This window comes from Mycobacterium sp. PDNC021 (assembly GCF_048282635.1).
GTDB classification, from domain to species: domain Bacteria; phylum Actinomycetota; class Actinomycetes; order Mycobacteriales; family Mycobacteriaceae; genus Mycobacterium; species Mycobacterium llatzerense.
Window position 1 is genome coordinate 1,969,348 of sequence record NZ_CP182502.1, and the last position, 19,790, is coordinate 1,989,137.

Annotated in this window: 21 protein-coding genes; 11 read left to right on the top strand and 10 right to left on the bottom strand. The window is 67.2% G+C overall.

Annotated elements, in window-relative coordinates:
* Window positions 1-72: 72 nt before the first annotated feature.
* Window positions 73-843 carry an HAD family hydrolase gene (locus ACNO8X_RS09225; protein WP_418005023.1) on the top strand — a complete coding sequence of 257 codons (771 nt, stop codon included), beginning with the start codon at window positions 73-75 and terminating at the stop codon, window positions 841-843.
* Between the two features lie 65 nt (window positions 844-908).
* Here the strand turns inward: ACNO8X_RS09225 and ACNO8X_RS09230 are convergent, their stop codons facing one another.
* From ACNO8X_RS09230 to ACNO8X_RS09255, 6 genes are all read right to left on the bottom strand, one after another.
* The gene (locus ACNO8X_RS09230; protein WP_418005024.1) at window positions 909-1,826 is read right to left on the bottom strand and encodes a hypothetical protein; all 918 of its coding nucleotides are present in this window, start codon (window positions 1,824-1,826) and stop codon (window positions 909-911) included.
* Window positions 1,827-1,988: 162 nt separating this feature from the next.
* Window positions 1,989-2,861: a 3-hydroxyisobutyrate dehydrogenase gene (gene mmsB / locus ACNO8X_RS09235; protein WP_418005025.1), complete on the bottom strand. Its 873-nt coding sequence runs from the start codon at window positions 2,859-2,861 to the stop codon at window positions 1,989-1,991.
* Window positions 2,862-2,937: 76 nt separating this feature from the next.
* Window positions 2,938-4,098 (bottom strand): acyl-CoA dehydrogenase family protein, encoded by a 1,161-nt coding sequence (locus ACNO8X_RS09240; RefSeq protein WP_043984516.1) that lies wholly within the window; start codon window positions 4,096-4,098, stop codon window positions 2,938-2,940.
* Between the two features lie 15 nt (window positions 4,099-4,113).
* Window positions 4,114-5,634 (bottom strand): CoA-acylating methylmalonate-semialdehyde dehydrogenase, encoded by a 1,521-nt coding sequence (locus tag ACNO8X_RS09245; protein WP_418005026.1) that lies wholly within the window; start codon window positions 5,632-5,634, stop codon window positions 4,114-4,116.
* Between the two features lie 192 nt (window positions 5,635-5,826).
* Entirely contained in the window at window positions 5,827-7,335 is a 1,509-nt protein-coding gene (locus ACNO8X_RS09250) for a PPE domain-containing protein (RefSeq protein WP_418005027.1), read from the bottom strand.
* The gene (locus tag ACNO8X_RS09255; protein ID WP_418005028.1) at window positions 7,332-8,024 is read right to left on the bottom strand and encodes a DUF998 domain-containing protein; all 693 of its coding nucleotides are present in this window, start codon (window positions 8,022-8,024) and stop codon (window positions 7,332-7,334) included. The genes ACNO8X_RS09250 and ACNO8X_RS09255 overlap by 4 nt, the downstream gene beginning before the upstream one ends.
* 67 nt (window positions 8,025-8,091) lie before the next feature.
* On the opposite strand from ACNO8X_RS09255, the gene ACNO8X_RS09260 reads away from it, so the two are divergent.
* The 4 genes from ACNO8X_RS09260 (at window position 8,092) to ACNO8X_RS09275 (ending at window position 11,428) form a co-directional block, all read left to right on the top strand.
* On the top strand, window positions 8,092-8,712 hold the full coding sequence (locus ACNO8X_RS09260; protein ID WP_418005029.1) for a TetR/AcrR family transcriptional regulator: 621 nt from the start codon (window positions 8,092-8,094) through the stop codon (window positions 8,710-8,712).
* 121 nt (window positions 8,713-8,833) lie between these two features.
* Window positions 8,834-9,091: a hypothetical protein gene (locus ACNO8X_RS09265; protein ID WP_418005030.1), complete on the top strand. Its 258-nt coding sequence runs from the start codon at window positions 8,834-8,836 to the stop codon at window positions 9,089-9,091.
* Between the two features lie 195 nt (window positions 9,092-9,286).
* On the top strand, window positions 9,287-10,747 hold the full coding sequence (locus tag ACNO8X_RS09270; RefSeq protein WP_418005031.1) for a sigma-70 family RNA polymerase sigma factor: 1,461 nt from the start codon (window positions 9,287-9,289) through the stop codon (window positions 10,745-10,747).
* Between the two features lie 120 nt (window positions 10,748-10,867).
* Complete coding sequence (locus ACNO8X_RS09275) at window positions 10,868-11,428, top strand: hypothetical protein (RefSeq protein WP_418005032.1); 561 nt, start codon at window positions 10,868-10,870, stop codon at window positions 11,426-11,428.
* A gap of 12 nt (window positions 11,429-11,440) precedes the next feature.
* Here ACNO8X_RS09275 and ACNO8X_RS09280 read toward each other — a convergent pair whose 3' ends face one another.
* From ACNO8X_RS09280 to ACNO8X_RS09295, 4 genes are read right to left on the bottom strand one after another with little or no spacing between them, the layout of a single operon-like run.
* Complete coding sequence (locus ACNO8X_RS09280) at window positions 11,441-12,289, bottom strand: LLM class F420-dependent oxidoreductase (protein WP_418005033.1); 849 nt, start codon at window positions 12,287-12,289, stop codon at window positions 11,441-11,443.
* A gap of 15 nt (window positions 12,290-12,304) precedes the next feature.
* Window positions 12,305-13,135 carry an LLM class F420-dependent oxidoreductase gene (locus ACNO8X_RS09285; RefSeq protein WP_418005034.1) on the bottom strand — a complete coding sequence of 277 codons (831 nt, stop codon included), beginning with the start codon at window positions 13,133-13,135 and terminating at the stop codon, window positions 12,305-12,307.
* 57 nt (window positions 13,136-13,192) lie between these two features.
* Window positions 13,193-14,665 carry an ATP-binding protein gene (locus ACNO8X_RS09290; protein WP_043401861.1) on the bottom strand — a complete coding sequence of 491 codons (1,473 nt, stop codon included), beginning with the start codon at window positions 14,663-14,665 and terminating at the stop codon, window positions 13,193-13,195.
* A 12-nt stretch (window positions 14,666-14,677) separates the two neighbouring features.
* Complete coding sequence (locus ACNO8X_RS09295; protein WP_418005035.1) at window positions 14,678-16,378, bottom strand: FAD-dependent oxidoreductase; 1,701 nt, start codon at window positions 16,376-16,378, stop codon at window positions 14,678-14,680.
* Between the two features lie 265 nt (window positions 16,379-16,643).
* Between ACNO8X_RS09295 and infA the strand changes: the two genes are divergently transcribed.
* The 6 genes from infA (at window position 16,644) to ACNO8X_RS09325 (ending at window position 19,787) form a co-directional block, all read left to right on the top strand.
* Window positions 16,644-16,865, top strand: coding sequence for a translation initiation factor IF-1 (infA, locus tag ACNO8X_RS09300; protein WP_003886926.1), 222 nt, complete (start codon window positions 16,644-16,646; stop codon window positions 16,863-16,865).
* 97 nt (window positions 16,866-16,962) lie between these two features.
* Complete coding sequence (gene rpmJ / locus ACNO8X_RS09305; protein WP_003879483.1) at window positions 16,963-17,076, top strand: 50S ribosomal protein L36; 114 nt, start codon at window positions 16,963-16,965, stop codon at window positions 17,074-17,076.
* A 158-nt stretch (window positions 17,077-17,234) separates the two neighbouring features.
* Window positions 17,235-17,609, top strand: a complete 375-nt coding sequence (gene rpsM / locus ACNO8X_RS09310; protein WP_043401867.1) for a 30S ribosomal protein S13 — start codon at window positions 17,235-17,237, stop codon at window positions 17,607-17,609.
* Window positions 17,610-17,613: 4 nt separating this feature from the next.
* Window positions 17,614-18,030 (top strand): 30S ribosomal protein S11, encoded by a 417-nt coding sequence (rpsK, locus tag ACNO8X_RS09315; protein ID WP_020101461.1) that lies wholly within the window; start codon window positions 17,614-17,616, stop codon window positions 18,028-18,030.
* A 14-nt stretch (window positions 18,031-18,044) separates the two neighbouring features.
* Window positions 18,045-18,650 carry a 30S ribosomal protein S4 gene (gene rpsD, locus ACNO8X_RS09320; RefSeq protein WP_043401870.1) on the top strand — a complete coding sequence of 202 codons (606 nt, stop codon included), beginning with the start codon at window positions 18,045-18,047 and terminating at the stop codon, window positions 18,648-18,650.
* A gap of 84 nt (window positions 18,651-18,734) precedes the next feature.
* Window positions 18,735-19,787 (top strand): DNA-directed RNA polymerase subunit alpha, encoded by a 1,053-nt coding sequence (locus tag ACNO8X_RS09325; protein WP_020101463.1) that lies wholly within the window; start codon window positions 18,735-18,737, stop codon window positions 19,785-19,787.
* The last annotated feature ends 3 nt before the right edge of the window (window positions 19,788-19,790 follow it).

Here is a 19,790-nt window from a genome sequence, read left to right on the forward strand (position 1 = left end):
CGGCAATCTCGCCCGTCCAATCCCCCGTTGGGGGGAGGCCCGGGGCATGTGACGTAGGACACCCTGGTAGCCATGTCGGTGAGTTGTGTGGAGCGCACGTTCTGGTGGGATGTGGCGCGCCCGGCCCATGCCGTGATCGATCCGCTGCGTGCGGTGATCTTCGACCTGGACGGTGCGCTGGCCGATGTCGAACGCGATGCACACCGGGTGGCGTTCAACGCCGCATTCGCCGAACACGGGCTGGATATCTCCTGGTCGGTCGCCGACTACGGCCGGCTGGTCCGCATCGCCGACGAACAGCGTCGCGTCGCCTCGGCACTGCGCCGGCGCGGCTACGGGCGGGTCAGCACGGAGATCGCGGCCCATGTGTACCGCACCAAGACCGACCTGTTCGAGGCGTCGGTGCTCGACGGCGACGTGAGCCCGCGCGACGGCCTCGCCGATCTGGCGGCCGGGCTGTTCGGCACCGGGATATCGGTCGCAGTGGTGAGTACCGGTACGCGCTCGTGGGTGGAGCCGCTGGTCCGGCAGCTGCTGGGCGACGGAATCGCCGAAACCATCGTGACGCCTGACGATCTGCCGCGTCCGACGCGTGACCCCGATCTGCACGGCCACGCGTTGTGGGAGCTGGGTCTGGGGCCGGAGAGCGCGCTGGCGGTGGCGGGCGGCGCCCGCGGTTTCCGCGCGGCACGGGCCGCCAAGCTGGCCACGCTGGTGGTCACGACCGGCTATTCGGCCGGCCACGAATTCCCCGGGGCGGTCCAGGTGCGCGCAGAGTACGACGGTCTGATGGCCGCCGGATGCGAGCGCCTACACAAGAACTGGTGGTCAGCCCAGGGCTGACCACCAGTTCGTCACAACTTTTCAATTATCGAGGCGGGGCTTCAGGCCCCGCCTCTTTCAGCGGTTCAGAACCACGGCAGGCTGATCTTCGGCAGGCCGATCTTCGGGAAGATCCGCGGGTGCGGCGGGAAGCCGATCTGCGGGTGCGGGATGTCCGGCATGCCGATCTTCGGCGCCTTCGGCAGGCCGATCTCCGGGTGCGGCAGGTCTTCCGGCTTGGGGAGCTTGGGGGCACCCAACTTGGTGAAGTCCGGCATTTCCGGCAGGCCTGCGTTCGGCAGCTTCGGCAGGCCGATACCGGGCAGCTTCGGTGCGGCCAGCGCACCGAGCGAACCGATCGCCGGTGCGCCGATGGCCGGCAGGCCGCCGAGGCTGGGGGCAGCCACTGCCGGAGCGGCCATGGCGGGAACCGAGAGAGCCGGCGCAGCGGCGGCGGAGGAGACCTTCGCGATGTCGCCGACGGCGGACAGGGTGCCGAAGGTGGCGGCGGTCGCGGCCGGTGCTGCCGCAGCGGCGACGGGGGCGCCCAGGGTCGCGCTCGCGGGCACGGCGGCTGCCGCGCCGTTGAGGAGGAGAGCCCCGAGTCCCGTGACCAGGCCACCGAGGCCGGCGTCGATCACGAGGCTCGGCAGGCTCAGGCCGGGCAGGCCGAGCGACAGCGGAATCGCGACGGTGGCCTCCGGCGGCTGCATGCTCGACAGGTTGATGGGCGGGAAGCCGCCCAGGCTCCAGTCGTCACCCCAGTCCAGGCCGTTGTCGTTGTTGCGCGCCGTCTTGCCGGTCAGGCCGCCGCCCGAGCTCGAGGTCGAGCTGGAGACGGTCTTGCTGCTGGCTGTGCCGAGGTCACCCGAAGGGGTGGTGGCCGACTCGTTGTTCTTGCTGGCCTGCTGGGTCTGCGTCGGCTGCGACGGGTCGGTACCCGGGTTGCTCGGGTTCACCGGACCTGGCGATGCGATGGCGATGCCGGCTCCGAAAAACGCCACAGCAATCGCCGTAGCCGAGGCCGTTGCCCCCTTGGCGGAAAATTTGAAAGTCATGCGGCGCGAATCCTCCCTGTGCGACCCACGCATCCTATGCCCTAATGCGCGCGGTGTCACAGCTAACTAACGAACACCACTGTGACGTGCGGTGATGGTGGGGCGGCGTCATTGACGGAGCAGATTGATTACCGCACTGAAGTCAAGATCGGCATGCTCGGCGGCAAACTTTGCGTAGATGTCCGCGGCATGGCTGCCGAGGGGTGCCGACGATCCCGTCGAGCGCACTGCAGCCATCGCCAGACCCAGGTCCTTGTTCATCAGTGCGGTGGCGAACCCCGGCTGGAAATCGTTGTTCGCGGGGGAAGTGGGCACCGGCCCGGGCACCGGGCAGTTCACCTGTACGGCCCAGCAGTTGCCGGTCGCCCCGGTGATCACGTCGAACAACGACTGCTTGTCCAGGCCGAGGTGCTCGGCGAGCACAAACGCTTCGCCGATGGCGATCTGCTGGACGGCGAGCACCATGTTGTTGCACACCTTGGCGGCCTGGCCCGCGCCGGACGCGCCACAGTGGATGATCTTGCCGGCCATGGGGTCGAGGACCGTGCGTCCGCGCTCGACGGCCTCGGGCTCGCCGCCGACCATGAATGCCAGTGTGCCGGCGGTCGCGCCCTTCACCCCGCCGGACACCGGGGCGTCCAGTTGGGCGAAGCCGTGCTCGAGGGCCAGTCGGTGCACCTCGCGGGCGTCGTCGACCGAGATGGTGGACGAGTCGATGAACAGCGTGCCGGGGGCGGCCGCCGGCATGACGTCGGCGTAGCAGCGCTTCACCAGGTCGCCGTTGGGCAGCATGGTGATGACGACGTCGGCGCCGGCCACTGCCTCGGGGCCGCTGTCGAAGGTGGTCGCGCCGTGGTCCCGCGCCGCCTGTGCCGCCGCCGGGACCGGGTCGAAGCCGTGCACGGTGTGCCCGGCCGCGATCAGGTTCGCCGCCATCGGGCCGCCCATGTGGCCCAGGCCCAGGAATGCAATCGTCGCCATCAGTTCGTCCTCCCTAGTTCTCCGCGATTTGTGCACGTTTTCCCGTGCTCATCGCGGATTTTCGTGCACAAATCGCTCAATTGCGTGCGGCGGTCGAGGCAGCCCGCCCGATGACCACGCGCATGATCTCGTTCGTCCCTTCCAGGATGCGGTGCACCCGGAGATCGCGGACGATCTTCTCCAAGCCGTATTCGCGCAGGTAGCCGTAGCCGCCATGCAGTTGCAACGCCTGGTCGGCCACCGTGTAGCAGGCCTCGGTGACGTGCAGTTTGGCCATGGCGCACAGTTCGACCTTGCGTGGATTGTTGGTGTCGAGCGCAGTTGCCGCCCGCCACAACATGTTTCGCGACGTTTCCAAGGTTGTCGCCATATCGGCGAGGGTGAACCGGATGGTCGGCTCGTCGATCAGCGCCGCACCGAACGCCTCGCGCGAGGCCAGGTAGCCGAGCGCCTTGTCGTAGGCCGCCTGCGCGCCGCCCAGCGAGCAGGCGGCGATGTTGATGCGGCCGCCGTTGAGGCCGTTCATCGCGATCGAGAAGCCGGTGCCCTCGCCGTCCGAACCGCCGAGCATGGCTTCGGCGGGCACGCGCACTCCTTCCAGGATCACCTGGGCGGTGGGCTGGGCATGCCAGCCCATCTTTTCCTCGTTGGCACCGAAACTCAGCCCGGGCGTGTCCTTTTCGACGATGAACGCGGAGATGCCGCGCGGTCCGTCTGCGCCCGTGCGGGCCATCACGACGTAGACGTCGGAAACGCCCGCGCCGGAGATGAACTGCTTGACCCCGTCCAGCACGTAGTAGTCGCCGTCGCGAACGGCCTTGGTGCGCAAGGCCGCCGCGTCGCTGCCGGCGCCCGGCTCGGTCAGGCAGTAGCTGGCGATGGCCTCCATCGAGGCCAGCTTCGGCAGCCAGGTCTTGCGCTGTTCCGGCGTGCCGTAGCTGTCCACCATCCAGGCGCACATGTTGTGGATCGACAGGAATGCCGCGATGGTCGGGTCGGCGGTGGCGAGCTGCTCGAAGATCCGCACCCCGTCCAACCGTCGCAGCCCGCTGCCGCCCACGTCGTCACTGCAGTAGATGGCCGCCATGCCGAGCTCGGCCGCTTCCCGCAGCACATCGGTGGGGAAGTGATCGTCGGCATCCCACGCCAAAGCATTTGGCGCCAGCCGCTTTTCGGCGAACGCGGCCGCCGTCTCGGCGATCACGCGTTCGTCGTCGTCCAGTCCGAAAAGATCGATGCTCAACGCCGGGCCTTACTTGAAGGTCGGGATCGAGAACTCGGCCCCGTCCTTGATGCCCGACGGCCAGCGCTCGGTGACGGTCTTGACCTTGGTGTAGAACTGGATCGACGCCGTCCCGTACTGGTTGAGATCACCGAAGCCGGAGCGCTTCCAGCCGCCAAAGCTGTGGTAGGACACCGGAACCGGGATCGGCACGTTGACGCCGACCATGCCGACCTGCACGCGCGAGACGAAGTCGCGGGCGGTGTCGCCGTCGCGGGTGAACACCGCGACGCCGTTGCCGTACTCGTGCTCCGACGGCAGGCGCAGCGCCTCCTCGTAGTCGTGGGCGCGCACGATGACCAGGACCGGGCCGAAGATTTCGTCGGTGTAGATCGACATGTCGGGGGTGACGTGGTCGAACAGGGTGGGGCCCATGAAGAATCCGCCGGACAGGTCGGCATCGTCGAACGTCAGGTCGTCGCTGGCGCGTTCGCGGCCGTCGACCACCAACTCGGCGCCGGCGTCCACGCCCTGCCCGATGTAGTTGCGCACCCGCTCCAGCGCCGCGCCGGTGACCAGTGGGCCGTAGTCGGCCTTCGGGTCCAGGCTGTGGCCGACGCGCAGCTGGTTGACACGTTCAACGAGCTTGTTGCGCAACCGGTTTGCGGTCTCCTCGCCAACGGGCACCGCGACGCTGATGGCCATGCACCGCTCGCCGGCGCTGCCGTAACCCGCGCCGATCAACGCGTCGACGGCCTGGTCCAGGTCGGCGTCGGGCATCACGATCATGTGGTTCTTGGCGCCACCGAAGCACTGTGCGCGCTTACCGTTGGCGGCGGCGTTCGAGTAGATGTACTGCGCAATGTCGGTGCTGCCGACGAAACCGACGGCCTTGACGTCCGGGTGCTGCAGGATGGCGTCGACGGCCTCCTTGTCGCCGTTGACGACCTGCAGGACGCCGGCGGGCAGGCCCGCCTCGATGAACAGCTCGGCCAGGCGCAGCGGCACCGAGGGGTCGCGCTCGGACGGCTTGATGATGATGGCGTTGCCGCAGGCCAGCGCCGGGCCGGCCTTCCAGAGCGGGATCATCGCCGGGAAGTTGAACGGGGTGATGCCGGCGACGACGCCGAGGGGCTGGCGCATCGAGTACACGTCGATGCCGGAACCGGCGCCCTCGGTGAACTCGCCCTTCATCAGGTGCGGGACGCCGACGGCGAACTCGATCACCTCGACGCCGCGCTGGATGTCGCCGAGCGAGTCCTCGAAGGTCTTGCCGTGTTCCAGGGACAGCAGGCGGGCCAGTTCATCCCTGTTCTGGTTGACCAGGTCGATGAACTTCATCAGCACCCGCGAGCGGCGCTGCGGGTTCCAGGAAGCCCATTCCCGTTGCGCGACAACGGCACCCGCCACCGCGGTGTCGACGTCGGCTACCGATGCCAGCAGCACCTGGGCCTGGGTCTGGCCGGTGCTGGGGTTGAGCACGTCGGCGGTGCGGGTGGATTCGCCGGTGGTGCGCTGGCCGTTGATGAAGTGCGGAATCTGGGTGGTCATGACATCCGTCCAAAGAGAGTTCGGGTTCCTCGACTCACGCCGAGATACTTGCATATCCTAGTAATTGGGGCGGAGCTTGGCAAGGGCGATTCCCGCTGCGCTGAAATCCACCGAACCGCATGGTGATTCCCGGCGGACCGGACATCGTTGCCCCGGGTCGGCCTTCTGGCCTGGCACGGGGTTGTTCGGCGGTCAGGGATCGATCCGGTGGTGGACGTCGTCGTCCCATGTCGCAGGCAGGAGTGGCCGCACGGTGCCGCCGTCGAAGGCTCCTGATTCGGCTGTCGCGAGTCCGGCGGCGGTGGGGCTCGGTGCGGAGACGGCGCCGTGGGTCCCGATGATGCCGGCGCCCCAGCGCGAATGTGCAATGGGTGCTTCATCTTTCGGGTCGGGCGACGTGGTGGCGGCCATCGTCATGTACTCGTCGCGGTGGCCCCGCTCCTGCGTGCGTGCCTTGCGTCGGTGTCGGCACTGCGCGGTTGATGATGCGGATGCCGCCGCCGCGACCGAACTCGCCGGTGCCGGCGCCGTCGCTCCGGTGCCCTCCGTCACGGGCGGGCGTTCCGGCCCTGCCGAGTCGAAGCCCGGCACGGCGTAGACGACGGATTGCAGCGCCGCGGGTGCAGGAGTCCCCGCAGCTCCTGCACCCGCAGCGGTACCGGTGGCAGCCGCGGAACCGGTCGCCGGAACTGTCGGTGCCACCGACGCGACGGCCACCGGGTCGGCGACCGACTGTGGCGCGATGGTCGGCGCAGGTGGCGCGACAACGGCCTCCGCGCCGTCGGCAGGGGTCTCTCCGAGCAGTGGCAGCAGCCCCACCAACCCGATCAGCCCGAGCGTGGCCGAGAGCAGGAACGGGGAGGCCAGGATCATGCCGTAGATGGACCACCACAGTGGCCAGCCCCAGAAGTTGTAGCTGATCAGGAAGAAGATCGGGCCCCAGGTGACAAGTGCGGCAACGGGATTGGCTGCGAAGTCGGTCAGGAAGGCCTGCGCGATGGCGCCCGGATTTCGGATGAACTCCAGGGTCATCTCACCTGCGGGCATGCTCAGGATCAGCTGCTCCAGCCAGTTGACGATGGCGTTGGAGCTGTTCAGTGCCCTGGCCGACTCTGTTGCGGACCCGCGCCTCAGTAGCGCGCCGGCTGCTGCGCTGCTGTCGGGTGCGAGCATGACGGGTGCCGCCGTCGGTGCGGGCACTGCCGCCACCGCGGCGGTGGACACCGCGTCATACGTCGCCATCACGGTCGCGGCCTGGATCCACATGCGGCTGTAGTCGAGTTCGTTGACCGTGATCGGAATGGTGTTGAGGCCGAAGAAGTTGGTCGCGATGAGGGTGGCGTGGACGGCGTGGTTGGCGGCGATTTCCCCGAGGGTGGGCATCGCGGCGAGAGCGGTGCTGTAGGCCGCGGCCGCCACCTCGTGCTGAGCTGCCGCGTGCGTGCTGAGCGAGCTCTGCTCGACGAGCCATGCCAAGTACGGCGCATGCGCCGCCAGGTATTGGTCGGAACTTGCCCCGGTCCAGGTGCCGGGGTGCACGGTGCCCAGCACCGTGGTGAGTTCGGTTGCCGCAGCGGCATATTCAGTGGCCAGGAGGTGCCAGGCCTGGGCTGCGGCAAGTAGCGCGCCGGGACCGGGGCCGGCCGAGAGCAGGGTCGAGTGGACTTCCGGCGGTGCGGCGAACCAGAGGGGCGTGGTCATCGGGCGTCCTGGGCGTCCTGACGCAGCCGCACGCAGACCGCGCCGACGTACAGCCACAGCGCTGCGCCCACGGCCCACGTCGGCCGGAAATCGAACTGGTCGGTGGCGGCGGATGCGCTGGCCCCCAGCAGCCCGCATACGACCACCACCGCGGCACCCATCGCCGCGGAGGCCACGGACCAGCCGGTGCGGCGGACGCCGGCGAAGTAGCGCGCGAAGGCGAAGCACGCGGTGGTCATGGCGAGGAATCCGACCATCCCCGCCACTCCGTGAATCCGGGCCGATGTGCTGATCTGGTCGTAGCCGGCGTACACGGCCGGGGTTCCGGGCGGGAACCCGAATGCCGGATCGGTCGGGTTGAAGCCGACGATGACTCCGGCGCCCAGGCCGTAGCCGAATACGCCCGCCGCGGCGATCAATCCGGCTCTGGACGGGCGGCTGACGCGCGCGGTGCCGATCGCGGCCGCCATCATCAGCAGCCCGAACACGATGAAGTCGACTGTCTGGATCCAGCCCCAATCTCCCAGTACCAGTTGACTGTTGGCGTGCCTCCGCATGTCGAAGCCGGTGCGGGTGACCGCGAGGGTCAGCGAGATGACCGTGATCTGAACTGCTCCGACGATGCCTGCGGTGATCAGCGTCGCGGTAGCGATGCGGCGCGGCGTCGCCATCGGTGGTGCAGGTGTCATCGAGAACCTCCACGATGAAACATTAATATGAATACTGTTCATATTAGATAGAGCGGAGGCCGTTGTGGTGGCTACGTCAGGATCGCTGCGACGACGCCAGCCGGTGCAGCAACGCAGCCGGGACCGCGTCGGGCGGATCCTGGCCGCGGCGCTGGAACTGTTGGAATCCGGCGGCAGTGACGCCGTGACGACCCGTGCCATCGCGGACCGCGCCGGAGTGCCGGTGGCGACGGTCTACCAGTTCTTCCCGAATCGGGACGCCATCATCGACGAAATCCTGCAAGACCTGCTCGAACGTCGCGCCGCCGATGGACACGCCGTGCTCGCGGCGATGAATCCGTCCAGCATCGCCGAGGTGGTCGCCGAACTGTTCGACTTTCACCGCTGCTACCTGCGCGATCACCCCCACATGGCGACGCTGTTCTACGTCAATCGAGCCAGCGGCGCCCTGACCGACCCGCGCCTGCTGCGGTCCGAGGTGGCCGACGCCGTGCACCACGCGCTGATCGCCTGGGGTCTGTTGCCGGCCGACACCGACCCGCTGGTCGCCGCGATGGCCATCGAACTGGGCGACCACATCCTGGAACTCGCACATCGGCGCGGTGCCGGCCTGGACTTGGCGGTGCTGGCGGAAGGCGAGCGGGTGGTGACGGCGTACCTCGAGACGTACGTCGTGCCCCAGGGCTGAGCCGCAGGGATCCGTCCCAACAATTCTCTTGAGAAATGTGTCTCCAGCGGATGGGGGTCGTGCTCCTACCTATGACAGAGCCCGCACGGGGTCTCTGCACCAACTGACAAGGGAGCACGAAATGAGCATCAATCGATCCAAGCGGCAGTCTCTGGCGAAGCGCGCTGTCACGGCGGCGCTGGTGTCGGGGAGCATGGCCCTGGCCGGTTTGGGAATGACGGCCGGTACCGCGCAAGCGCAGCCATCCGCCCCGATACCGCAGACCTGGGGCTACCAGTACTGCTCGTGGGCGTGGTGGGACTGGGAGCACTGCCACTACTACTGGGACTGGCACAACTGGGACTGGAAGCACCACGACCACCACGACGACCACCACTGACCGGTCGCGGCGACCAACCGCCGTCGCGGTCGGGTCGCGGGGTGCAGCCGGGCCCGGCATTGAACCGGACCCGGGCTGCTCTCGTTCTCATCAATGAACTCAGGTGCCGATGCACGTTGATTCGGCAAATCAACTCACCTTCGCCGGACTAGCATCAGTGCATACCGGCGATCGATCGGTATGGGAGTCCGTCTCATGACCGCAGTGCCAGATTGGGACATCGTCAGCGACGCCGACTTGGTCGGCGCCGCGCTCTCCGGGGACCGCATGGCGTTTGCCGGCATCTATGACCGCTACGCCGATCGGCTGCACGACTTCTGCGTCGGCATGGTCCGCGACCGTGATGCCGCCGCTGACTGCGTTCAGGACGTGTTCTGCACCGCGGCAACAGCTTTGGACCAGCTGCGGGAGCCCGACAAACTGCGCCCCTGGCTGTACGCGATCGCCCGGAACGAGGCGCTGCGCCGGATTCGGCAGCGGCGTCGCGAAGAACCGTCCGACGACCTGCCCGACGAGGCGTCCGACGATGCCGGACCGGACACGATGGCGGCCCGAAACGAACTGGCCAACCTGGTCGCCGAGGCAGCCGGTGGGCTGTCCGACCGGGACCGTGCGGTGCTGGAGCTGGGTTACCGCCACGGATTGGACGGGCCCGAGCTCGCCGAGGCGCTGGGCGTCAGCACCGCCAGCGCCAAGAAGATCATGCAGCGGCTGCGCGACACCATGGAACGCTCGCTGGGCGCACTGCTGGTTGCGCGCCGCGGCCAACAAGGAAACAACTGCGTTGAGTTGGGCGCGATCCTCGCGGGGTGGGACGGCACCTTCACCATCCTGATGCGCAAGCGCATCGCCCGGCACATCGAAAGCTGCCCGACGTGCGATCAGGATCGTCGCCGGATGGTCAACCCGGTCGCGCTGCTCGGTGGCACGCCGCTGTTCATCCCCGCGCCGACGTGGCTGCGCGACCGCACGCTGAATCACATTCAGCTGACCGCAGCCAACACGGATCTGAGTAGCGCACCCACCCAGGCGCAGGGTTCGTTGCCGGATGCGCCGACGGAACAATTCGCTGCGGCCGACGGGGCCGACGGGGAACCCGCGGCCACCCAACCGCCGAGCCGCGTGATGCTGACGATGTCACTGCTGATCGGTATTCCGCTGATCGTGCTGGCGTTGACGATCGCCTGGCGATACGAAACGAATGCTCCTGTCAGCCCGCAGGGCGTGACCAGCTCCGTCACGCCGTCACCGAGTCACACGCCAGAGAACACGACGTCCATACCGGCTCCGCAGCCGTCCTCTCCGACCGCGGTCGTGACAGCCCCCATGGAGTCGACAGCGGTCCGTCCGCCGCGGACGGTGCCTCCGCCGCAGCAGTCGCCGGTGCCTCCGCCGCCGTCGGCCCCGCCGGTCATAGCTCCTGAGCCGTCGCCGCTACCGCTGCCGCCACCGCGGCATCATCGCCCGCCTGTGGTCACCGAGGAACCGTCGCCCAGCCAGGCGCCGCCCGTCATCACCGAGCCGCTCCCATCGCCAACCCCGACGACACCGGTCGGCACGCCCAAGCCACCGCGGCCGCGGCCGTTGCCGCCGGGCCCCGTGGGTCCGATCGAGCCCGCACCCGTGACGACGACGCAGCCGCCGGTGCTCTATTGACGCGGTCGGTTTCGAACCGGCAAGTGGAATTTCCCAAAAGTTGTCCCGATGCGGGTACCGCGCTGCTCCTACCTATAGGAGCAGCCCACCGGGGCAGCACGGACGACACAGGAGGACGCCATGTCCACGACCCTGACCGCCACATTCCCTGATCTGGCGTTCACATCGGACCCGGCCAGCGGAACTATTCATGGCGCGCCGACGATGCCGATCAGTGCGTTGGCCTGGTCACTGGCCGAACCCGAAGAACCCGTCGCCCAGCGCCCTGTCCCGGCCGCCCCCGTCGCGTCGACGAGAACGCCGCGAACCAGGCGGGTGGGGCTCGTCGCGATGTTGTTCGGCGGGGTCACCGTCGTTGCCGCGCTCGGTGCGATCGGGCTCGGCGCCGACGATTCACCGTCGACGCCGTTGGCCGTCGTCGACCACACCCGATCGGCCCCGTACGTGGCGCCGGCTCCGGCCCCGATGCCGACCGTCAATCACGTGGCGGCCCCGGCACCGGTGCCGGTCGTCAATGTCGTCACCGCTCCGGTCGTCGCACCGCCGAAAGCGATCGCTCCCGCGCAGCCGATTGCCGCGCCGCCCGTCGCCGAGACCCCGACGCAGCAGCGGCCGCACTGGACCTGGCTGCGCCGCATCCTGCAGCAGCACCACGAGGACCACCAAGACCAAAAGCGCTGAGCGCCTGGGTTTTTACCCCCGCAAGCCCAGCGGGCCCGCCAGCGCCGTCAACGTCGGCAGCAACTTGTCCCAACCGCCCAGCACCTGGATGGTCACGTGGTCGGCGCTGGCGTCGAGATGCTCGGTGAGACGGGCGGCGATGGCGTCGGGCGTGCCGTGCGCGACCACCGCGTCGATCAACGCATCGCTACCCGGCTTGGCGATGTCGTCCTCGGAAAAGCCGAGCCGGCGCCAATTGTTCAGGTAATTACTGAGATTCAGGTAGAAGTCGACGGTCTGGCGGCCGATGGCCCGGGCCTCTTCGGCGGCCGCGGCAGAACCGTCGGTCAGCACCACCTTGTGCTCGGGCGCGAGGAATGCGTCCGGCCCGATGAGCGTGCGCGCCTCTGCGGTGTGCTCGGGGGTGGTCAGGTACGGGTGTGCGCCGGCGCTGCGATCGGCCGCCAGCCGCAACACCTTCGGGCCGAGGGCCGCCACCACCCGGCGCGCCACCGGAACGCCCGCGGCATCCAGTTCGTCGAGGTATTCGACGAGGACGTCGTACGGCTTGCGGTACTCCTTGGTGTGTTCGGGATGGCCGATGCCGACACCCAAAACGAACCGCCCCGGATACGCGGCTTCGATGCGGTGATACGACTCGGCGACCTGCGCCGCGGGCGCGGTCCACACGTTGACGATGCCGGTGGCCACCTGCAGCTTCTCCGTCGCGGCCAGCAGCGGCTCGACGAACGCCAGGTCGCCGGCGGGGGAGCCGCCCGGCCACACCGCGCCGTACCCCAGTTTCTCGATCTCAGCGGCCTGCTCGGGTTGCTGGGCTCCGAACGTCCACACCCCGAAGCGGTCCAGGTTCAGCTGGCTCATGCGTGATCCCTCCAGTTACCGCAGGCCCAGCGGGCCGGCGAGTTCGGTCAGTGCGGGCACCAAGTTCTCCGGCGACGTCAGCACCTGGACCGGCACGTGGTCGGCGCCGGCGTCGAGATGCTCCTTGAGCCGGGCGGCGATCGCGTCGACCGTGCCGTAGGCGACCACCGCGTCGACGAGCCGGTCACTGCCGGGCTTGGCGACGTCAGAGTCAGTGAACCCCAACCGCTTCCAGCTGCCCCGGTAGTTGTTCAGATTGAGGTAAATCTCCAGGGCCTTGCGCCCGACCGCGCGCGCCTTGTCGGCGTCCGTCGTCAGGATCGCCTTGTGCTCGGGCGCCAGGAACGCGTCCGGCCCGATCAATTCACGCGCCTGCGCGGTGTGCTCCGGAGTGGTCAGGTACGGGTGCGCGCCCGCGCTGCGGCGGGCCGAGAGCTTGAGTACCTGCGGGCCGAGCGCGGCCACCACCCGGTGTTCTTTCGGCACCCCGTACTCGTCGAGCTTGTCGAGGTATTCGGTGAGCGCGTCGATGGGCTTGCGGTACTCGGTGTGGGCCTCGGGATGGCCGACGCCGATGCCGAGCAGGAACCGGCCGGGATAGGCGGTGTCGATGCGGTGGAAGGACTCGGCCACCGGTCCGGCCGCCGCCGTCCAGATGTTGACGATGCCCGTCGCGACCTTCAGCCGCTCGGTCGCGCCGAGCAGTGGCTCGACCCAGTCCAGTGCCGCGGGCGGTGAACCACCGACCCAGATGGCGCCGTAGCCCAGCGCTTCGATTTCTGCCGCCTGCCGCGGCGTCGCGCCGCGTCCGAATACGCCGTAGCGCCCGAGGTCTGGTTTGGTCACCTCTGCGGCAACTCCCGGGCGTGTGCGGCTATTCCGTTCGGCGCTCGGTGAGCCGAACTATCCCAATGTCGCAGCCGGAAACTCTTCTGGCGCCGGTGCGTGCAGGGGCAACGTGACGATGAACGTGGTGTCACCCGGTTTGGACTCGACGTAAATGTTCCCGTGGTGCTTTTCGCAGATGATGCGCCACGCCAGGTCGAGTCCGAGCCCCGTGCCTTCACCGAACGGTTTGGTCGTGAAGAACGGGGTGAAGATGCGCTCGATGACGTCGGCCGGAATGCCCGGCCCGTTGTCGTTGATCTCGATCCGGACGGTGTCGCCGACGCGCCTGGTGCGGATCGTCAGCACGCCGCAGCCCTTCATGGCCTGCAGTGCGTTGTCGATGATGTTGGTCCAGACCTGATTGAGATCGGCTGGGTAGCACTGCAATTCGGGCAGGGCCGGGTCGTATTCCTTGACTACCTTGACGCAGGTGGTGCCGTCCTTGCCGATGCGATCGCCGAACATCATGAGCGTGCTGCGCAGCAGCTCGTGCACGTTGGCGTTCTGATACGGGGCCCGATCCATCTGGGAGTACTGCTTGGCGCCGGCGAGCAGCGTCGAAATCCGTTTGCTCGCTTCGGAAATCTCGCACATCAGCAGCTCGGTATCGATGGTGTACTTCAGCCAGCCCAGTGCGCCCTGCAGCGTCGCCGACGAGTCGGCGCACCCGATGGACGACGAAATGCCTTCCAGCCAAGCGACATCCAGCCCGGCGTCGACAAAGGTGGGTGCGTAGTCCCAGGCGGATGCGATGTCGTGATCCTCCAGCCATTCGCCGATCGCGTCTTCGCGGTCGGAAGCCTCGATGGCGGACAGCTCTTGGTTTCTGGCCTTGAGCACCTGATCGGCGATGCCTTCCTGGATGCCGACCAGGACCCGCAGCGACTGCGGGCTGACCTGACCGTCGGCCAGCATGGCCAGCTTGTGTCGCATCTTGCCGATCCGGTCGTGCAGATCGGCGACGGCGCGGGCGGTCGCGGCCGCCGGATTGTTCAGCTGATGGGTGAGCCCGGCCGAGAGCTGGCCCAGGGCGAGGAGCTTTTCCCGCTGGCCGACGATCTGCCGGCCGCGCCGGCCGCCGACCTTGTGCCCCTCCAGCAAGTGCACCGCCATCGGGAATTCCTTGCGCATGAAGTCGGCGTAGGCGTTGGCGTCCAGGACGAAGAACCGCGACGGCTTGGTCACCCGCACCGACGCCTCATAGACCGGTTGTTCGTCCGGAATGTAGGCGGACCACGCGCCGCAGTAGACGCCACGCATGGACGTGCGGTTGGTCTCGATGTCGATGCCACCGGACTTCATCGACATCACCAGCTCGCCGTCGAGCATCACGTAGAAACACGTGGCCGGTTCACCCTCGGTGCACACCGGGCCGGGCTCGAACGTCGCGATGTGACCGTTGGCGCACAGCGTGTCCAACTGCTCGTCGGTCAGCGCCTCGAACAGGAACAGCGTCTTCAGTTCACTACGCGCGCACGTTTCGCCCATACCGGTCTCCTCCTACGTTTCGGCCAGATACCGGTGCACCAGCATCACTGCCATCGAGCCTTCGCCAACCGCGGCTGCGACCCGTTTGGCCGATTCAGCGCGGACATCTCCTGCAACAAACACACCGGGCACACTTGTTTCCAAGTGGTGCGGCGGCCGGTCCAGATTCCAGCCGCACACGTCCTTGAGGTCCGGGCCCGTCAGGATGAAGCCGTGGTCGTCGCGGGCGATGCCCGCGTTCTCCAGCCACTGGGTGCGCGGGGTGGCGCCGATGAAACAACACAGCCGCGAGCAGTCGACCTTCTCCCGCTCGTCGGTCTTGTTGTCGACCAGCCACAGACCGGTCAGGTGCCCGTCCTCGCCGCAGGTGTCGACCACCTCGGTGCAGGTGCGGACGCTGATGTTCGGTGTGTTCTCGATCTGCTGAATCAGGTAGTACGACATCGACGCTTCCAGCGACGGTCCGCGTACCAGCAGCGTCACCGACTTGGCCTGCTGCGACATGAACATCGCGGCCTGCCCGGCCGAGTTCGCGCCGCCGACGATGTAGACGTCCTCGCCGGCGCATTCGGAGGCCTGCGACACTGAAGCGCCGTAGAAGACGCCGTTGCCGACATAGCTGTTGCCGACGTCCTCCGGGTTGTCCCAACATCCGCTCACCTGCAGGTGCCGGTAATCGACGCCGGTGGCCAGGATGACGGACCGGGCGGTGATGCTCCGGCCGTCGTCGAAGGTCAGCGTCTTGCTGGCCAGCGCCGAGACGTCCAGCCCGACGACCTCACGCGTGGTGATGACCTCGGCGGCAAAGCGCTCGGCCTGCCGGCGGGCCGACGTCGTCAGCTCGGCGCCCGAGATCCCGGTCTCGAAGCCCAGGTAGTTCTCGATCCGCGAGCTGCGACCCGCCTGGCCGCCGGTGGTGGTGCGCTCGATCAGGACCGTGCGCAGACCCTCGGACGCGCCGTACACCGCGGCCGCCAGGCCGGCGGGGCCACCGCCGATGACGGCCAGGTCGTACATGTCCAGTGACGGTGTGGTGGCCAGGCCGAGCATCTCGGCCAGCTGCACGTCCGTCGGCTGGACCAGTGTCTCGCCCTGCTCGGAGATCACCACGGGCAGCTCGAGGCCGTCCAGCCCCGCCGCGGTCAGCAGCTGCTTGCCCTTGGCCTCGTCCGACGAATACGCGCGGTAGTAGTGCTGGTTGCGGGCCAGGAACTGGCGGACCTCCCACGAGCGGGGATTCCACCGGTGGCCGATCACCTTCGTGTGCGGGACCGCGCGGTCGCCGACCTCATGCCAGGCCTCCAGCAGGCCGTCGATGATCGGGTACAGCTTCTCCTCGGGCGGGTCCCACGGCTTGAGCAGGTAGTGGTCCAGGTCGACCAGGTTGATGGCGTTGATCGCGGCGTGGGTGTCCGCGTACGCGGTCAGCAGCACGCGCCGGGCCAGCGGGAACACGTCCATGGCCAGTTCCAGGAAGTCGATGCCGCTCATCTCCGGCATCTGGTAGTCGGCGATGAACATCGCCACGGTGTCGCCCCGCAGCTGTAGCTCGTTGATCGCGACCAGCGCGTCCTGTCCTGATTCGGCGCGCACGATCCGATAGCGTGCGCCGTAGTGTTTACGCAGGTCGCGGGCTACCGCCCGGGACACTGCCGGATCATCGTCAACGGTGAGAATCACCGGATTGCGAGCCGGGGAAGCGGGTCCAGTCATCGCTGTTCATTATGCGCCCTGACTTGCGAAGACGATGGGTGCACCTGGGGTTGGCCGAGGGGCTTCGCTGATTTTGGTACCTGGGGTCAGAGCGGGTATCGTGGACCAACGGTGCAGCTTCTGCGCCGGCTCTTTGCGTGCTCTGTTCTGAAGTTCCCCGGAATTTCCTGGCATTAAGTCCACGTTCTTGTAGCCGGGGTGGGGTCTGCGCCAAGCACGGGCGTATGAGATACGAAACCGAAGAACCAGAGGATTACCAAAGAGTATGGCCAAGAAAGATGGCGCCATCGAGGTCGAGGGTCGCGTGATCGAGCCCCTGCCCAATGCGATGTTCCGCATTGAGCTGGAGAACGGTCACAAGGTGCTCGCCCATATCAGCGGCAAGATGCGGCAGCACTACATCCGCATCCTGCCGGAGGATCGTGTCGTAGTGGAGCTGTCTCCGTACGACCTGTCCCGTGGCCGCATCGTTTACCGCTACAAGTAGCGACGAGCGTCAGCGAGTCACTACCGGCGGGTACAGCAACGCGCCCCGCATCTCCAAAGCACTACCAATTCAGAACAGAGAAAAGGATCGCTAAGTCGTGAAGGTGAACCCGAGCGTCAAGCCGATCTGCGACAAGTGCAGGGTGATCCGCCGGCACGGGCGGGTCATGGTCATCTGCTCCGACCCGCGGCACAAGCAGCGGCAGGGCTAGTCCCCGAAGCAGTAGGCACCACCCAAAACTGAATGCAGACCTCCCAGTACCACTGAGCGAATAGGTCGCTCAACCACGTCCGGCACGGAGGCCGGACCCCGAACAAGACGGGGAACGGACTGGGATCAGACCTCCGCAACGAAAAGGAACACTGCCTGATGGCACGTCTCATGGGCGTTGATCTCCCGCGCGACAAGCGCATGGAGATCGCGCTGACCTACATCTACGGCATCGGCCGTACCCGCAGCCAGGAAATCCTGGCCGCCACCAGCATCGACCGGGACCTGCGCACCAAGGACCTCACCGACGACCAGGTGACCCAGCTGCGCGACTACATCGAAGGCAACCTCAAGGTCGAGGGTGACCTGCGCCGCGAGGTGCAGGCCGACATCCGTCGCAAGATCGAGATCGGTTGCTACCAGGGCCTGCGCCACCGTCGTGGCCTGCCCGTGCGTGGCCAGCGCACCAAGACCAACGCGCGTACCCGCAAGGGCCCGAAGCGCACCATCGCCGGCAAGAAGAAGGCCAGGTAAGTAAATGGCACCCACCAAGAAAGCCGGCGCTGCTTCGAAGCGCGGCAAGCCCACTCGTCGCCGGGAAAAGAAGAACGTCCCGCACGGCGCCGCTCACATCAAGAGCACGTTCAACAACACCATCGTCTCGATCACAGATCCCCAGGGCAACGTCATTGCCTGGGCCTCGTCGGGTCACGTCGGCTTCAAGGGTTCTCGCAAGAGCACCCCGTTCGCCGCGCAGCTCGCCGCCGAGAACGCTGCCCGCAAGGCGCAGGAGCACGGTGTCAAGAAGGTCGACGTCTTCGTGAAGGGTCCGGGTTCGGGCCGCGAGACCGCGATCCGTTCGCTGCAGGCTGCCGGCCTCGAGGTTGGCGCGATTTCTGATGTCACGCCGCAGCCGCACAACGGCTGCCGTCCGCCCAAGCGGCGCCGGGTCTAGGGAGGATCTGAAAAATGGCTCGTTATACCGGACCCGCCACCCGCAAGTCGCGCCGTCTCGGCGTCGACCTCGTCGGTGACGATCAGTCGTTCGAAAAGCGCCCCTACCCGCCCGGCCAGCACGGCCGCGCGCGGATCAAGGAGAGCGAATACCGCACCCAGCTGCAGGAGAAGCAGAAGGCTCGCTTCACCTACGGCGTCATGGAGAAGCAGTTCCGCAAGTACTACGAGGAAGCCAACCGCAAGGCTGGTAAGACTGGTGAGAACCTGCTGCAGATCCTCGAAAGCCGTCTGGACAACGTCGTGTACCGCGCCGGTCTGGCCCGTACCCGCCGCATGGCCCGCCAGCTGGTCAGCCACGGTCACTTCACCGTCAACGGTGTCAAGGTGAACATCCCGAGCTACCGGGTGTCGCAGTACGACATCATCGACATCAAGTCGAAGTCGCTGAACACCCTGCCGTTCCAGATCGCTCGCGAGGTCGCCGGCGATCGTCCGGTGCCGTCGTGGCTGCAGGTTGTCGGCGAGCGTCAGCGCATCCTCGTGCACCAGCTGCCCGAGCGCGCCCAGATCGTCGTGCCGCTCACCGAGCAGCTGATCGTCGAGTTCTACTCGAAGTAATTCGAGGTCATGGTGCCCGGCCAATTCCGGTCGGGCACCAACCAAACCGGCATCAAATAGCGGGTGCCGAGAAGGAGATAGAAAATGCTGATTTCTCAGCGTCCCACCCTGTCCGAGGACGTGCTGGCCGAAAACCGGTCCCGGTTCACCATCGAACCGCTGGAGCCCGGCTTCGGTTACACCCTGGGCAACTCGCTGCGCCGCACGCTGCTGTCGTCCATCCCGGGCGCAGCGGTCACCAGCATCCGCATCGATGGTGTGCTGCACGAGTTCACCACCGTCCCCGGGGTCAAGGAAGACGTCACCGACATCATCCTGAACCTCAAGGGCCTGGTCGTTTCCTCGGAAGAGGACGAGCCGGTCACCATGTACCTGCGCAAGCAGGGCCCGGGTGCCGTCACCGCCGGTGACATCGTGCCCCCGGCCGGTGTGACGGTGCACAACCCGGACATGCACATCGCCACCCTCAACGACAAGGGCAAGCTGGAGGTCGAGCTCGTCGTCGAGCGCGGTCGCGGTTACGTCCCGGCCGTGCAGAACAAGGCTTCGGGTGCCGAGATCGGCCGTATCCCGGTCGACTCGATCTACTCGCCGGTGCTGAAGGTCACCTACAAGGTGGAGGCCACCCGCGTCGAGCAGCGCACTGACTTCGACAAGCTGATCCTCGATGTCGAGACCAAGAACTCGATCGCCCCGCGTGACGCCCTGGCTTCGGCCGGCAAGACGCTGGTCGAGCTGTTCGGTCTGGCCCGCGAGCTCAACGTCGAGGCCGAGGGCATCGAGATCGGCCCGTCGCCGGCCGAGGCAGACCACATCGCCTCGTTCGCGCTGCCGATCGACGACCTGGAGCTGACCGTGCGGTCGTACAACTGCCTCAAGCGTGAGGGCGTGCACACCGTCGGCGAGCTGGTGTCGCGTACCGAGTCGGATCTGCTGGACATCCGTAACTTCGGCCAGAAGTCCATCGACGAGGTCAAGATCAAGCTGCACCAGCTGGGTCTGTCGCTCAAGGACAGCCCGGCCACGTTCGACCCGTCGCAGGTCGCCGGCTACGACGTGGCCACCGGCACCTGGAACAGCGATGCCAGCTACGACCTGGACGCCGACCAGGACTACGCCGAAACCGAACAGCTGTAAGAG